Below are 13618 nucleotides of genomic sequence, written 5' to 3'. Positions count from 1 at the left end.
ATGACGTCCCGGCCGAGCGTGTAGCGCAGTCCAGGAACTCGACGAGCTGCGCGAGTACTTCGGCTCGGCGGCCCGGGCATAGAGTCGGCCCATGCGGCCGCCGACGATCTACGACGTGGCGAAGGCGGCCGGTGTCGCCTCCTCGACCGTGTCCCGGACGTTTTCCCGTCCGGGCCGGGTCAACGCGGCGACGGCCGAACGTGTCCGGCGGGCCGCGGCCGCGCTCGGCTACCGCAGCAGCTCGCTGGCCGGCGTCGCGCCGATCGGGCCGTCGCTGATGATCGCCGTGATGGTCTCCGACATCAGCAACCCGTTCTACAACGAGATCATCCTGGGCGCGCAGGCAGCGGCGGCGGACGCGGGCTACACGGTGCTGATCGCCGATGCCCAGGAGTCCGGCGCTGTGGAACGGCAGGCGCTGGAGCGGGCACTGCCGAGCCTCGCGGGAATCGTGCTGGCCACGACCCGCATGCCGGATCCGGCGATCCGGGTGATGGCCAAGCAGCGGCCCGTTGTCGTGCTGAACCGCGCCGTCGCCGACGTGCCGTCCGTGATCACGGACAACCGGCACGGGATCCGGCAGGCGGTGGAGCACCTGGCCGGGCTGGGACACCGGCGCGTCACGTACGTGGCCGGGCCCGAGGCGTCGTGGGTCGACGGCATCCGCTGGCGGTCCCTGCGCGAGGTGGCCGCCGGGCTCGGCGTGCACACCCGGCGGATCGGGCCGTTCCCGCCGACCGTCGCCGGTGGCGCCGCCGCGGCGGTCGAGCTGGGTCGCCGCCCGGCCGGTGCCGTCGTGGCGTACAACGACCTCATCGCGATCGGGATCATCCGGGCTCTCACCGGCGCCGGTGCCCGCCTCCCGGCCGAGCTCAGCATCGTGGGCTTCGACAACATCTTCGCCGCCGACCTGGTCGCCCCGGGCCTGACCACCGTGGCGGCGCCGCTGCGGGCGATGGGGGCCACGGCCGTGCAGCACATCCTGGCGATCGTGCGGGGCGCCCACCCGCCGGTCTTCGATCCGGTCAGCCTGCCGTGCCGGCTGGTGGTCCGCGGCTCGACCGCCGCGGCAACTTATGGCAACAGATAGCTAACCTGCCAGTCCTTCGCCCACCCTTGCATCCACGCCACCATCGGAGACCTTCGATACGGAGCATCGGGAGCGCACCTCATGCGAATCGCCGTCAGACGGTGGGTCGCCGCCACGACCCTCGTCATCACCGCCCTGGCCGGCGGAGTGCTGGCCGCGGCCGCGCCGGCCTTGGTCGCCTCCTACACCCCGCCGGCGGCCCGCCAGCGCGTCGACCTCAACGCGGGCTGGAAGTTCGTCAAACGCGACGTCGCCGGGGCCGAGGCGCCCGGCTTCGACGACTCCGCCTGGTCGTCGATCACCGTCCCGCACACCTGGAACGCCGGCGACGCCGGTGACGGGGGCGGCGACTACTACCGCGGCACCGGGTGGTACCGCCGTCACTACACGGTGCCCGCCGCGCTCGCCGGCAAGATGCTCTTCCTGCAGTTCGCCGGGGCCGACCAGGTCGCCGACGTGTGGGTCAACGGCACGTACCTCGGCGTGCACCGGGGCGGCTACTCCCGCTTCCGGTTCGACGCCACCGCCGCGCTCGGCGTCGGTCGCGACAGCGTCATCGCCGTGCGGGTCAGCAATGCCGCGAACCCCGACATCCCCCCGCTGCAGGCGGACTACAGCTTCGACGGCGGCATCTACCGCAACGTGAGCCTGTGGGCCGTCGATCCGCTGAACATCCGGATGCTCGACAACGCGGGCCCGGGCGTCTACGTGCGCCAAAGGAGCATCAGCGGTACAACTGCGGCTGTTGAAGTGACGGTGAAGTTCTGGAACAACTTCACCGCGTCCCGCTCGATCAGGGTCCGCACCGTCATCACCGACGCGGGTGGTGTCGTGGTCGCCGACCAGAGCGCCGCGGCCCAGAACTTCGCGGCGGCCACGGGCGGCAGCACCGTGCAAGGCGTCACGATCCCCTCTCCGCACCGGTGGAACGGCACCGCCGATCCCTATCTGTACCGGGTGAACGTCGAGCTCATCGACGCCGCCACGGGCCGGGTCGCCGACGTGGTGACCGAGCCGCTCGGCCTGCGCACGTACGCCGTCGACGCCGCGACCGGGTTCTCGCTCAACGGCCAGCACCTCGCGCTGCACGGCGTCAACCTGCACCAGGACCGGGCCGGCAAGGGCTGGGCGATCAACGACGCCGACCACACCGAGGACCTGACCCTGATCCGGGACATGGGCGCCAACGCGGTACGCATGGCGCACTACCAGCACGACCAGAAGGACTACGACCTCGCCGACCAGATGGGCCTCGTGGTCTGGGCCGAGATCCCGGTCGTGGACCTCAACACCGCCTCGGCCGCGTTCGTCGCCAACGCCGAGCAGCAGCTGCGCGAGCTGATCCGGCAGAACTACAACCACCCGTCGATCGTGTTCTGGGGCATCGGCAACGAGCAGCGCACCGACAACGCCGCGACCAACTCGCTGCTCGACGGGCTCGCCGCCCTGGCCGACACCGAGGACCCCGACCGGATCTCCACCTACGCGAGCTGCTGCGTCGCGGACGGCAGCGCGGTCGCCGCGCACACCGAGACCACCGGCTACAACAAGTACTACGGGTGGTACGACGGCACGACGAACGACCTCGGCGGCTGGGCCGACGCCCGCCACACCGCGAACCCGGCCCAGAAGATCGCACTGTCGGAATACGGCGCCGGGGCCAACGTCACCCAGCACGCGCTCAACCCGGCCAAGCCGCAGACCGACGGCCAGTGGCATCCGGAGGAGTACCAGTCACTGCTGCACGAGGCCTCCTGGAAGCAGCTCGCGACGCGACAGTACATCTGGGGCACATTCGTATGGAACATGTTCGACTTCGCCTCCGACGGGCGCGCCGAAGGTGCCCAGCCCGGGATCAACGACAAGGGACTGGTCACCCGCGACCGCCTGGTCCGCAAGGACTCCTACTACTGGTATAAGGCCAACTGGGCGAGCACCCCGACGCTCTACATCACGAGCCGGCGGTGGACGCAGCGCACCGATGCATCAACCGAGATCAAGGTGTACTCCAACGCGCCGACGGTCACCGCCACGCTGAACGGCACCTCCCTGGGCAGCCGGTCCAGCACCGACCGGATCTTCAAGTGGACCGGCGTGACCCTGCGCGCGGGCGACAACACCGTCACCGTCACCGCCACCGTCAATGGCACCGTACAGACCGACACCGTCACCTGGAGGCTGGGATGAACCGCAGGGCACTGCTGGCGGCCGGGTCCGCGCTCGGGCTCGCGGCCGTCCCGGGCGTGGCACTCGCCGCCCCGTCCAGCCAGCTGCCGACCCGGGCCCAGGTGCTCGCGGTCATGCAGCGGGTGAACGACTACTGGATCGCCGCCAACGCCAACCCCGGCAACAACCAGTGGGCCCGGGCCACGTACTTCTGCGGCAACATGGCCCACTACCGGGCCTCCGGGACGCGCAAATACCTCGACTATGCGGTGGCCTGGGCCGAGCAGAGCGCGTACGGCCTCAACGGTGGCAACACGACCCGGATCGCCGACAACCACTGCGCCGGCCAGACCTACCTCGACCTGTACGAGCTCCTCGGCGGCGCGAACAAGATCGCCGCGATCGAGGACAGCCTGCGCCGGATGGTGAACTCGACCGCCCGCGACGACTGGTGGTGGGTCGACGCCCTGCACATGGCCATGCCGCCGTTCGCCCGCCTCGGCGCACTGCGCAACGACACCAGCTTCTGGCTGACGATGTACCAGCTGTACCACTCCACCAAGCGGCTCCAGCCCGACCAGCAGGGCCGGGTCACCGGCCTGGCGGCCGAATCGACGGCGCTGTGGTACCGCGACAGCGCCTACACCATCGACGGCTCCGCCCAGGCGAGCCCGTCGGGCAAGCCGGTCCTCTGGTCGCGCGGCAACGGCTGGGCCATCGCCGCGCACGCGAAGGTCCTGAAGGTGGTCCCGCTGAGCAACAAGCGCGGCCCGGAGTACGCGAACACCCTGCGCTCCATGGCCGCGACGCTGGCCCCGCTGCAGCGCTCCGACGGCTTCTGGAACGTGAACCTCGCCGACCCCGACCACTTCGGCGGCCCGGAGACGAGCGGCACCGCGTTCTTCGCCTTCGGCATCGCCTACGGCATCGGCGCGGGCCTCCTCGACCGGGCGACCTACCTACCGGTCCTGGCCCGGGCCTGGAACGGCATGGTCGCGACGGCGGTGCGGGCCGACGGCTTTCTGGGCTACTGCCAGGACGTCGGGGCCGCGCCGGCCGCGGTCGACCCTGGCCGGACCGCCGACTTCGGGGTGGGCGCATTCCTCATGGCCGGAGCGGAGGTCGCCGCGCTCACATCATGACGCCGGAACGGCCAGTGCGCGTCGTCGACCGTGACGACGATGGGCAGCAGCGCCTCCGGCGCGGTACCCGGGGCGCCGAGCCGCAGCGGGAACTGCCGTGGAGTGCGCACGAATCAATGATCGCCGCCGAAGCTGTTGCGGTACAACGATTTTTTTAGGCTTGGCCGGAAGCAGCGACGCTACCGTCGAGCATCTGGATGGCGACTTCGTCGCGCCGGAAGCCGTGCGGTCGTGGTGCCGCGCCCGTGCTGCCCGTCGCCGGTGACCGACGCGAGCTCGCGCTGCCGATGATGTCCTATGACAAGGTCCGGCACGGCAACGTCGTCGCCTCGCTGCGGCAATACCGCAAGGCGGCGAGCGTATCGCGGCACGTGCGTAAAGCATCCCGGCCGGATCAGTAACGGCGACGAAGGGTTCATCGTCGCGACCGCCACCGGACTGCGGGCGCTGTTCACCCGGCGGAGCCTGCGGAAACTCGGCGTCCGACAGCTGTCCTACGAGCCGCCGAGCATGACGGTGTGCTTCTTGGCGGCGAACTCCTCCACGGACAGCAGGCCCGCTGCCTTCAGGCCGGCCAGCTGCTGGATCAGATCGAGCCGGTCGCCGAACCCGGCGGGGTCGCGCTTGAGCTGATCGAACTCAGCCCGCGTCAGCGCCTTGTCGCTGCGCAGTTGGTGCAGTTGCTTCGTCCGGGCTGTGCGGTCGTCGGCCATCGCGGCGGTGGTCGTCTGCGGTTCCGCGCTGTCGTGCTGCTTGCGCCGGAGCTTGAGTAGGGTGGGGATCCAGATGCCGAGGCCGAGCGGGAGGAAGACCGCGGCCATGATGTAGGCGGCGAGCTGCGAGCCGGGGCCGAGGGCGGGCTGCGTGAGGACCAGGCACAGCAGGATAAAGCCGCCGCCGGCGAACAGGGCGCTCCACACGATCTGCCCGGCGCCCGGCTTGACCAGACCCTCCTTGCTCACGAACAGGCCGATGAACCACAGGATCAGGCCGACGGGGAGGAGCGAGCCCCAGATCCCGGAGCCCTGCGGGCACTCGTGCGCGATCGCATGGGGACCGCCCGTCCCGCAGGTGCCGACGTCGAGAAGGTGGTAGATGCCGTTCGCCAGCAGGGCGACGCCGCCGAGGCCGATCACCAGGCTCAGGACTTCCCGCACGCTGACTTTCAATCCGACCTCCCGGGTCGATTGCGAGACGGCGCACAGTGTGGCACCAGCATCGGTAACGTCCTATCCGGAAGCCGACGGAGGCACCAGTGTCAAGCCCCGGGTTTGATGGAGACGAAGTTATTTGGTTTCCAGGGTTGCGGTGAGTGGGTGGGTCATCGCGTGTAGCGCTTCGTGTTCGGCGGGCGGGACGTGCCCGAGCTCGCCGTGCAGGCGCCGGTTGTTGTACCAGTCGATGTACTCGACGGTGGCCATCTCCAGGTCGTCAAGCCCGCGCCAGGGCCACCCCCCGAATCAGCCACCTCCCCGCGCACAGACCGCGGCATGAGCGTGCGCCATTTGACATTCTTCGTCGATGGTCGGGGCGGTGGTTGCGGCGGGGTTCTGGGAGAATCAATGAATGGCGCAGCTACAGCCTTTTTACCAGGAGCGAATTGGCTGCCATGCGCGACCGGACCAGGTCGCGCCGTTATTGCCCGGCAAAAGAACAATTCCGCCGGGAACACGAACGACACCGGGCCTGGGGGCTGGCCAGACGTCACGCCGACAAGCTCCGCCGCATCCACGGCACCACCCCACCGGCGACCACCGTCGAGGATCGGCGGGACGACACGGCGCCCGAGACGGCGCCCGTTCCGACCCCGGAAACAACTACTGAACAGGCCGGACCTCGCGCGCGTGACACCAGTCCGGACCACCACACCACCGTGCCGGACCAGACGCCTGGCGCCGATCGACCCAGCCCGGTCCGCCAGCCCCGGTGCACACCCGGCCCGCCGCGCTGGCCCGCCACCGCGGCAACGAGCGGACCTGTAGGCAGCGGCACATCGCACCCGCCGACGCGTCAACGCCGTCGCTGCGAAATGTCAGGCGCGAAACGCTCCAGCCATTATCCGAACGAGCCGCCGGCGCCATTCTTGCGAACGTTTTCACAACGACGCTGCACGCACGCTCATCGGCAAATCCGCACACCTGATCAAGGGGCGTGCCGGCTTCGCAGCGGCAGCCGGGTGCGCGAGATCCGCAGGCGCCATGCCAGTTCGGTGCTTACGGTTCTGCCTCGGTTGTCCCGACGGTGGCCGGGTTCGGGGAAGTTCTGGCGTTATACGTGGTGCCGGTTGTGGTTCCGGCTGCTGTGCGAGGGTTTGGGCTGATTGGGGTGCGGGTGATCGTCGTTGCTTCAAGGGCAACGAGCTGACACGCCGGCGATCGCGGCTGGACGGCACTCTGCTTGGCGCAGGTGCGATCCATCTTCTGCACCCGAAACGCGCCCCCAAGCGCACCGTGGGGCAGAGGCAAATCAGCAGCTCAGAGGCCTTGCCGAGACGAAGTGCGCAGGTCTCGGTCCGGGGCGGGTCTCCCGGAGCCGCGCACAAACGGCGGCATGATTGGTGGTTCCGTGGGTCGGCGTTAGCCGTGTTGGAAGGCGATGTTGAGCGTCCCGTACGCCCATCCGGCGACGGCGAACGCGAGGTAGGACAGCGCCCAGTAGAACCGCGCTGACGCACCGTCCTCGGCGGAGTGGTCCAGCAGCATGGACGGGGCGTGCAGCGGCGCTACCCAGATGCCGTAGAGGCCGGCAAGGATGACCGCGACCTTGACCGGCGTCGGGGTGCCCGGCTCGTCGATCCTCGTGAACGTGCCGGGGTCGGTGTGCGCGAAGAAGTACCCGACGGGCAGGCCGATCAGCGGGGCGAGCACGATGTGGGCGAAGTGAGTCAGTTCGCGCTGCTTGAGTACCTTGCCGGCCTGCCACACGTACACGACGACGATGACGAGGCCGAGCACCGCGGCCGCGATGGCGCCGACGGCGGCGAACACCATGCCGAAGACCACGAACTCGGCCATCAGACCGACGGTCACAATCCAGATTGCCAAGGCCCCTCACCCCACTGCCGGTTGCGCCCATCCGCGTCGGCCGGTTGAGTACATCGACGGGGTCGCCGGAACGCCAGCGCCGACCGGGCAGCGTCGTCGACTGTTGGGTGGAAGTCGTTTCCGCGGTGCGGGGCATGGGCTCTGGCGCGTGGTCCGAGCTGGCGGCTGAGTTCGCGCGGTCCCGGCACGGCTGGACGTCTTCTGGGCCGCTCATGCCGTACTCGACAAAGTCGTCATCGTCGAGGACCTGCGCATGTCCGAGCGCGTTAGCGGGCATCGAGCCGGCCGGCGCTCGTCGCCATAGGTGTCGACGGCGCGATTGCATACGCTGGCCGGTGTGCAGCGTCCCGATTACCTGGAACCGTTCGTGGTTCCGGTCGACCCGGTTGAGCCGGAGCGTCGCGATACGGCGGACCTCTACCTGCCCGATGTGAGCGCCGGACGCTCCCGGCCCGCAGTGGTGCTTGTCCACGGTGGTCCGGTGCCGGCGGACCGTACACCCACGCCGCGGGACTGGCCGGTCTATCGCGGTTACGGCTCGCTGCTGGCCGGCCGCGGCGTCGTCGCCGTGGCCTTCGACCATCCGCTGCACAGTCTCGACGCCTACTCGCGGTCCGCCGCGCGGGTTCGCGAAGTGGTCGACCGGGTTCGCGAGGACCCGCGCGTCGACGGCGACCGCATCGCACTGTGGTTCTTCTCCGGTGGCGGGCCACTGTGCGCCGGCTGGCTCCGTAGTCCGCCGTCGTGGCTGCGCTGCGTCGCCCTGACCTACCCGCGGCTGGGCGGCTCCGTCGAGCCGAGCTTCCGGCCGATCGACGCGGTCGGGGCCGTCGGTGCGGCGGCCGCGGCCGGGGTGGCCGGCGCTATGCGGGCCAACGAGCTGCCGATCGTGCTCACCCGGGTGGGGCTGGAGCGTCCGGACATCGCCGCCACCGTCGCGGAGTTCGTGGCCGCGGCGCGGATCGCCGAGGCGAATCTGACCATCGTCGACGTACCAGCCGGGCGGCACGCCTTCGACACCCTCGATGACACCGACGCCTCGCGGCAGGCCGTCACACAAGCGGCCGACCACATTCTGGCGACGCTGCGCTAACGGAACGCTCCAACTGCAATGCGGATCCACCCGCCGCCGTTGGTGTCCCGGCGTGGGCCGAGTCCGGGACACCGCAGTCATCATCGGCTGATGCCGTCCAGGATGGTGATCAGGTTGTGGTGGAAGGTTTCCTCGGCGTTGAGGTGAGCGCCGTCGATGACGAGCCGGGCGACGGTGGGGTAGCGGCCGGTTTCGAGCATGCGTGTCAGGTAGGGTCCGAGGGCGGCCTGCCAGGCGGACACGTCGGTGCCGGTGGAACGGGCGGTGCGGCGCTCGGTGATCTCCCTGCGGAGCGCTCCGACGATGAACGCGTTGAGGGCGCCCAAGGCCCGCTGGAGGTCGTCGATACCGCGCACGCCGGGGGCCTGGCTGAGCGCCGCCGCGGTCGATTCGCCCACGGCGAGCGCGTGAGGTCCTAAGTGTGGCCTTGCGCCGAGCAGGTCGGCGAACCACTCATGATCAAGGGCGGCAACGCGGGTCCGGTGAACGATGGCCAGTACCGTGGCGCGCCACTCGGCCTGCTGGCCGGCCTCGGCGATCTGGGCATAGACGGCGTCGACCATCAGATCGAGCAGCTCGGATCTGTTGATCACGTAGTCGTAGAGCCGCATGGGGCCGACGCCCAGCTCTTTGGCGATCTTGCGGACCGATAGCCCGTCGAGGCCGTGTGCGTCGGCGAGCCGGATCGCCGTGGTGGCGATCTTCGCGCGGCTCAGCGGCACCGGCGCCGCCCGCGGCTGAGGCTCGGGCCGTTCCCAGACGGGCAGCGGTGCGCTACCGTACGTCGTATCCATAAGATACAGCGTACGGTAGCGGAGATGATGATGCGAATCGCGATCGCCGGCGGTGGTCTCGGCGGCCTGACGCTGGCCCGAATCCTGCACCGGCACGGCATCGGCGCGGTGGTGTACGAACGCGAGGCAAGCCGATCCGCCCGAGCGCAGGGCGGAATGCTCGACCTGCACCCGGAGTCCGGGCAACAGGCCCTGGCCGATGCGGGCCTCACCGGCCGATTCCGGTCCGAGGCCCGGCCGGAGGGGGAGGAGCATCGCATCCTCGACCCGGCCGGACGTACCCTCGTGCACCACAAGCCACAACCCGGCTCGTTCTCCGGACGCCCCGAGATCGACCGCAGCGCGCTGCGTGATCTGCTGCTCGATTCGCTCCCCGCCGACGCGGTGGCCTGGCAGCACCGGCTCGTCGCGGCGGCGCCACGACCCGGCGGAGGCTTCGGGCTGACGTTCGATGGCGGCCGCAGCGCCGACTGCGACGTCCTCATCGGCGCTGACGGCGCACGCTCGGTCGTCCGGTCGCTGCTGACCGACGCCCGACTGTACTCCGTGGCCACCTTGGTAGAGCTGAGCATCAGCGATGCCAACCGGCGCCACCCGGATCTCGCCGAGCTGGTCGGCCCCGGAAACCTCTGGTGCATCGGCGTGAACCAGATCCTGGCAGCACAGCGCCAAGGCGACGGCAGCATCCGAGTCGGGATCTCCCTACCCGCGGACGGTGGCCACCTGGACACCTACCGCAGCAAGCGCGCTCTGCTGGACATGTTCGACGGCTGGAACCCCAGCCTCACCGCGCTCATCGAAGCCGGCGACGGCCCGCCGACCCCACGCAGGATCGAGGCGATGCCCACCGGTACACGCTGGTCCCACCAGCCGGGCATCACGCTCATCGGCGACGCCGCGCACCTCATGCCGCCGGTCGGCGAGGGCGCCAACCAAGCCATGCTCGACGCCGCCGAACTCGCCGGCGAACTCGTCACCAACCCCGCCGACCCGGACTCGGCGATCCGGAGGTACGAGGAGGCGATGTACATCAGAATCGACCCGATCGCCGAGATGTCCGCACGAGTCCAGGCCATGATGCTGTCCCCAACCGCCGCCGACGACATCATCCGCTTCTTCACGCCGCGGCCCACCGAGCCGGCACCCGCAGACTGACAACACGCGACGCAGCCGGCCTCGCTCTGGAGGGGTTGTACCGTTTGCCTTCGCGCACCTGTCGGCTCGGACGGTGTGGCAGGGTGGCGTGGTGGTCGACAACGGTGCAGCGCTTGAGTCCGTGGTCGCGCATGGGTTGCAGGAGGGCGCGGCCGACTATGAGGCGATCGCGCCGACCGTGAACGCACTCGCGGGTTCTGGGGATATCAGCCTGGTACCGCGGCTGCGGGAGGCACTCGAACGCTTCCTCGACGAAGAGAACTTCTACGGCCGGGACCTCATTGCCGGGGTGCTGGCCGGTATCGCCGGTGTGGCGGCGCTGCCCGCGCTGCTGCTGGCCGCGGACCGTGATCTCGGTGACGACCAGGACGGCTTGCAGGCCGAGATCGCCGGGCTGCCGATCCACGAGCCGCACCGCAACTCATGCTGCTGGCCCGAGACCCCGGCCCTGCGGTACGCGCCGCGACCCTCAGCGGGCTCGCCACCGTCGGCGACAACTCGTCACGCTGGGCCCGCCTGGTCACCGCACTCACGAACGACCCCGACCCGACGGTCCGCCAACGGGTCGCGCTCGTGGCCCGGCACCTCGCACCCGAAGACCTCAGCGACATCCTGCATCGCCTTGCCGACGACCCCGAGGCAACCGTGCGACAGGCAGCGGCCGCCCAACTCGCCCGGCTTCCCAGGTAGGGCGCGAACCGGTCCGCGCACAGATCCTGCCGCGCGCTGACAGTCGCGACTGCTGCGAGTGCCGGTACAAAGGTGCACCGATCTGCCGTCGAGGACTCTCGGGTGCCGCGGACGCGGCGCGGGGCCGGGCCGGGCGCTGGCCCTCACGCCTTCGACGTGGCGGGGCGAGTCCGGCTGGGCACGGCAGGCGTCAGCCGCGGTCCGGCGCCGGCCGGTGACCGTAGTGGTGCTGGGCAAGTGCGTCGGCTCGGCTGAGCTTCGAGCCGAACAACGGGTCGGGCTACCAGCCAACTTGCCAGCCCGCTCCACCCGCCGCTTTCGGCGGTTCACCGCGCACCGACGGTCGCAGGTGCGTACGCCATGATCAACGTGACCGGGTGTCTTCGCGCCTGTTTGTGTGCGTGGCGGTCCAGCCGGGTGCAGGGACTTCGAGTTGGTGTAGCCAATTGTCCGTCGGAGCCTCCGGGCGGATAGGTAAGATCCGGATGAAACGCCCCGCGCCGCTCCACTGCCACCGGTTGCGGCCGCACTGCCGCGGTCCGGAGTGCTCGTCGATGGGAGTGTGGCCGGTGGACGTCACTGGGGTCGTTGCCACCGACGCCGGCATGTTCGGATTGTGGGTACCTGCCTCGTTCGACAACGTCGTGGACTACTCGACCTGGGAGGCGGAGCTGCTGGAGAACGAAGACATCGTCCGGCACATCGTCGGCGGCGCCTTCGTTCCAGTGAATATCGAGGGTGACGGTGCGTTCGGATTTGGCGTGCGGGTCGGATCCGCCTCGGGTCCGGCCCGCCTGACCGAGCGGGAACGCCGCTACGTTCTCGTGGCGTCGGAGCCCTACCTGCTCATGACGACCGGTGACGCGATGCTCAGCGGGATCGAGCACGTCCGCGCCGAGGCCGACGTCGGACTGGCGGTTCCGCTACCGGCGGGTCGCTGGAGCGTGACGATCTCGCTGATCGAGTGGGAGGCCGAACCCGGGCAGCGGGACGACGCCGGAGCGCCGGCGCCGACCGCACTGCCCGACTTCACCCTGCTGATCAACCCAGAGGACGGCGCCGCCGGCGGATACCGCATAAACCTCCACACCTTCGATCGGTGAACGAGCACCGCCGCGGGCACCGTCGATCGGGTACGCGACGTGGTGATCCGCAGACCGCTGCAGTATGCCGACGGACTGAGTTTGGAAGCGAGTTCGAGGCTCTGGCGCGAACTGCGTGATGGATGTCGGACGATGCAACGTGGCCCGAGTGCGCGATGCCGTCGGACAGCTACTTCCTTATCTGGGCGGCGTCGAGATCGACGAGCTGGCGCTTGACCCGATCCACTCGACGCTGAGGGCCTGCCTCACTGGCGAGACCCGGTCAGGGTCCTAACCACACGTCGCTGGCAGCGGTGTGTCGGCGGGCAGCAGGCCGCTGGCGTGTAGCCGCTCCCACAGCCGGGCTGGTATCGGGTGCGCGAGCAGGGCGGCGCTCGTCTCGATCTCGGCCGGCGATCGCGCACCGGCCAGCACGGTGGCGACGGCGGGGTGCCCGAACGGGAATTGGATCGCGGCCGCGAGCGGCGGCACGTCGGCCTCGGCGCAGATCGCGCGGAGCGCCGCGATCCGCTCGCGCATCGCGGGCGGCGCGTTTCGGGTGCGGGGCTGCGTGAGGAGCCCGCCCTGGAACACGCCCGCGGCGATCACCGCGACGCCCCTCGTCACGCACAGCGGCAGGAAGTCGGCGAGTCCGGACTGGTCCAGCAGCGTGTATCGTCCGGCGAGCAGCACGCAGTCGGGACCCGGCGGTGGCGCCTCGCGCAGGAACCGGGCGGCCGCGTCGGCGTGGTTGACACCGAGCGACACCGCCCGGACGACTCCGGCCCGCCGCAGGTCGTCCAGTGCCCGGTACGCCTCCCCGAGGGCCGCCGGGTAGTCCTCGTCGGGGTCGTGGACGTGCAGCACGTCGATCCGGTCCAGGCCGAGCCGGGCCAGGCTGTCCTCGACCGAGCGCAGCACCGCCGCGCGGGAGAAGTCGAGGCGCGGGCCGACACCCGGCGGTGGATCGGCCCAGATCGGCTGGGTGGCGGGCCCACCCGGCTCGATCAGCCGGCCGATCTTCGTGCACAGCACGTAGTCGTCGCGGGGCCGCGGACGCAGCGCCCGGCCGGCGCGGGTCTCCGAGCGGCCGTAGCCGTAGACGGGCGCCGTGTCGAACAGCCGGACGCCGAGTTGCCACGCTCGGTCGACGGTGGCCGCTGCCTGCTCGTCGCTCACCGGTTCGAACAGCCCGCCCAGCGACGCCAGCCCGAGGCCCAGTCGGCTCACCCGCAGCCCGGTGCGCCCCAGCTCCACGATCTCGTCGCCCTTCACCATGCCAGCATCATGCACCCGGGGTACGACAAAATCTTCTGCGTCAGCCGGAGGACTGCTGCTCGGCGGGCGGGTCGCCTTGTTCCG

General features: G+C 70.1%; 13 protein-coding genes and 1 pseudogene. 8 read left to right on the top strand and 6 right to left on the bottom strand.

The genetic code is table 11. The features are described 5' to 3' along the window. The first annotated feature begins 91 nt into the window (after positions 1 to 91). The 4 genes from ACQPXD_RS28900 (at position 92) to ACQPXD_RS28885 (ending at position 4799) form a co-directional block, all read left to right on the top strand. On the top strand, positions 92 to 1090 hold the full coding sequence (locus ACQPXD_RS28900; RefSeq protein ID WP_432824457.1) for a LacI family DNA-binding transcriptional regulator: 999 nt from the start codon (positions 92 to 94) through the stop codon (positions 1088 to 1090). Positions 1091 to 1171: 81 nt separating this feature from the next. After that, positions 1172 to 3277 (top strand): glycoside hydrolase family 2 TIM barrel-domain containing protein, encoded by a 2106-nt coding sequence (locus tag ACQPXD_RS28895; RefSeq protein WP_432824456.1) that lies wholly within the window; start codon positions 1172 to 1174, stop codon positions 3275 to 3277. Beyond that, complete coding sequence (locus tag ACQPXD_RS28890; protein ID WP_432824455.1) at positions 3274 to 4398, top strand: glycoside hydrolase family 88 protein; 1125 nt, start codon at positions 3274 to 3276, stop codon at positions 4396 to 4398. Before ACQPXD_RS28895 ends, ACQPXD_RS28890 begins: the two co-directional genes overlap by 4 nt. Positions 4399 to 4643: 245 nt before the next feature. Continuing rightward, positions 4644 to 4799, top strand: coding sequence for a hypothetical protein (locus ACQPXD_RS28885; protein WP_432824454.1), 156 nt, complete (start codon positions 4644 to 4646; stop codon positions 4797 to 4799). Between the two features lie 93 nt (positions 4800 to 4892). Here ACQPXD_RS28885 and ACQPXD_RS28880 read toward each other — a convergent pair whose 3' ends face one another. The 3 genes and pseudogenes from ACQPXD_RS28880 to ACQPXD_RS28870 all read right to left on the bottom strand — a co-directional run bounded on the left by ACQPXD_RS28880 (position 4893) and on the right by ACQPXD_RS28870 (position 7412). Further along, on the bottom strand, positions 4893 to 5555 hold the full coding sequence (locus ACQPXD_RS28880) for an SHOCT domain-containing protein (protein WP_432824453.1): 663 nt from the start codon (positions 5553 to 5555) through the stop codon (positions 4893 to 4895). 129 nt (positions 5556 to 5684) lie between these two features. Beyond that, positions 5685 to 5846: pseudogene (locus tag ACQPXD_RS28875) on the bottom strand (IS3 family transposase); the annotation flags it as partial. A 1128-nt stretch (positions 5847 to 6974) separates the two neighbouring features. Continuing rightward, positions 6975 to 7412, bottom strand: a complete 438-nt coding sequence (locus tag ACQPXD_RS28870) for a hypothetical protein (protein ID WP_432824452.1) — start codon at positions 7410 to 7412, stop codon at positions 6975 to 6977. Positions 7413 to 7779: 367 nt separating this feature from the next. Here ACQPXD_RS28870 and ACQPXD_RS28865 point away from each other — a divergent pair, with 367 nt between their 5' ends. Further along, entirely contained in the window at positions 7780 to 8535 is a 756-nt protein-coding gene (locus tag ACQPXD_RS28865) for an alpha/beta hydrolase family protein (RefSeq protein ID WP_432824451.1), read from the top strand. Positions 8536 to 8615: 80 nt separating this feature from the next. Here the strand turns inward: ACQPXD_RS28865 and ACQPXD_RS28860 are convergent, their stop codons facing one another. Beyond that, complete coding sequence (locus ACQPXD_RS28860) at positions 8616 to 9329, bottom strand: TetR/AcrR family transcriptional regulator (RefSeq protein WP_432824450.1); 714 nt, start codon at positions 9327 to 9329, stop codon at positions 8616 to 8618. A gap of 24 nt (positions 9330 to 9353) precedes the next feature. Here ACQPXD_RS28860 and ACQPXD_RS28855 point away from each other — a divergent pair, with 24 nt between their 5' ends. Further along, positions 9354 to 10484, top strand: coding sequence for an FAD-dependent oxidoreductase (locus ACQPXD_RS28855; protein WP_432824449.1), 1131 nt, complete (start codon positions 9354 to 9356; stop codon positions 10482 to 10484). On the opposite strand, the gene ACQPXD_RS28850 is transcribed toward ACQPXD_RS28855, so the two are convergent. Beyond that, entirely contained in the window at positions 10447 to 10899 is a 453-nt protein-coding gene (locus ACQPXD_RS28850; RefSeq protein ID WP_432824448.1) for a hypothetical protein, read from the bottom strand. The genes ACQPXD_RS28855 and ACQPXD_RS28850 overlap by 38 nt on opposite strands. 8 nt (positions 10900 to 10907) lie before the next feature. Between ACQPXD_RS28850 and ACQPXD_RS28845 the strand changes: the two genes are divergently transcribed. Both ACQPXD_RS28845 and ACQPXD_RS28840 read left to right on the top strand, forming a co-directional pair. After that, the gene (locus tag ACQPXD_RS28845; protein WP_432824447.1) at positions 10908 to 11174 is read left to right on the top strand and encodes a HEAT repeat domain-containing protein; all 267 of its coding nucleotides are present in this window, start codon (positions 10908 to 10910) and stop codon (positions 11172 to 11174) included. Between the two features lie 560 nt (positions 11175 to 11734). Then, positions 11735 to 12277 carry a hypothetical protein gene (locus ACQPXD_RS28840; protein ID WP_432824446.1) on the top strand — a complete coding sequence of 181 codons (543 nt, stop codon included), beginning with the start codon at positions 11735 to 11737 and terminating at the stop codon, positions 12275 to 12277. 270 nt (positions 12278 to 12547) lie between these two features. Here ACQPXD_RS28840 and ACQPXD_RS28835 read toward each other — a convergent pair whose 3' ends face one another. Beyond that, positions 12548 to 13534 carry an aldo/keto reductase gene (locus ACQPXD_RS28835; RefSeq protein ID WP_432824445.1) on the bottom strand — a complete coding sequence of 329 codons (987 nt, stop codon included), beginning with the start codon at positions 13532 to 13534 and terminating at the stop codon, positions 12548 to 12550. Positions 13535 to 13618 lie beyond the last annotated feature (84 nt).

The organism is Dactylosporangium sp. CA-092794 (genome assembly GCF_050948465.1).
In the GTDB taxonomy this organism is placed as follows: Bacteria; Actinomycetota; Actinomycetes; order Mycobacteriales; family Micromonosporaceae; genus Dactylosporangium.
The sequence above is the reverse complement of the archived record's forward strand: the minus strand, read 5'-3'. Positions and strand labels throughout refer to the sequence as shown.

Bases quoted from the DNA above. Each gene is read 5' to 3' on its own strand.
- ACQPXD_RS28900 (WP_432824457.1), top strand. From the start codon at position 92: ATGCGGCCGCCGACGATCTACGACGTGGCGAAGGCGGCCGGTGTCGCC.
- ACQPXD_RS28895 (WP_432824456.1), top strand. From the start codon at position 1,172: ATGCGAATCGCCGTCAGACGGTGGGTCGCCGCCACGACCCTCGTCATC.
- ACQPXD_RS28890 (WP_432824455.1), top strand. From the start codon at position 3,274: ATGAACCGCAGGGCACTGCTGGCGGCCGGGTCCGCGCTCGGGCTCGCG.
- ACQPXD_RS28870 (WP_432824452.1), bottom strand. From the start codon at position 7,412: ATGGCCGAGTTCGTGGTCTTCGGCATGGTGTTCGCCGCCGTCGGCGCC.
- ACQPXD_RS28860 (WP_432824450.1), bottom strand. From the start codon at position 9,329: ATGGATACGACGTACGGTAGCGCACCGCTGCCCGTCTGGGAACGGCCC.
- ACQPXD_RS28855 (WP_432824449.1), top strand. From the start codon at position 9,354: ATGATGATGCGAATCGCGATCGCCGGCGGTGGTCTCGGCGGCCTGACG.
- ACQPXD_RS28845 (WP_432824447.1), top strand. From the start codon at position 10,908: ATGCTGCTGGCCCGAGACCCCGGCCCTGCGGTACGCGCCGCGACCCTC.
- ACQPXD_RS28835 (WP_432824445.1), bottom strand. From the start codon at position 13,534: ATGGTGAAGGGCGACGAGATCGTGGAGCTGGGGCGCACCGGGCTGCGG.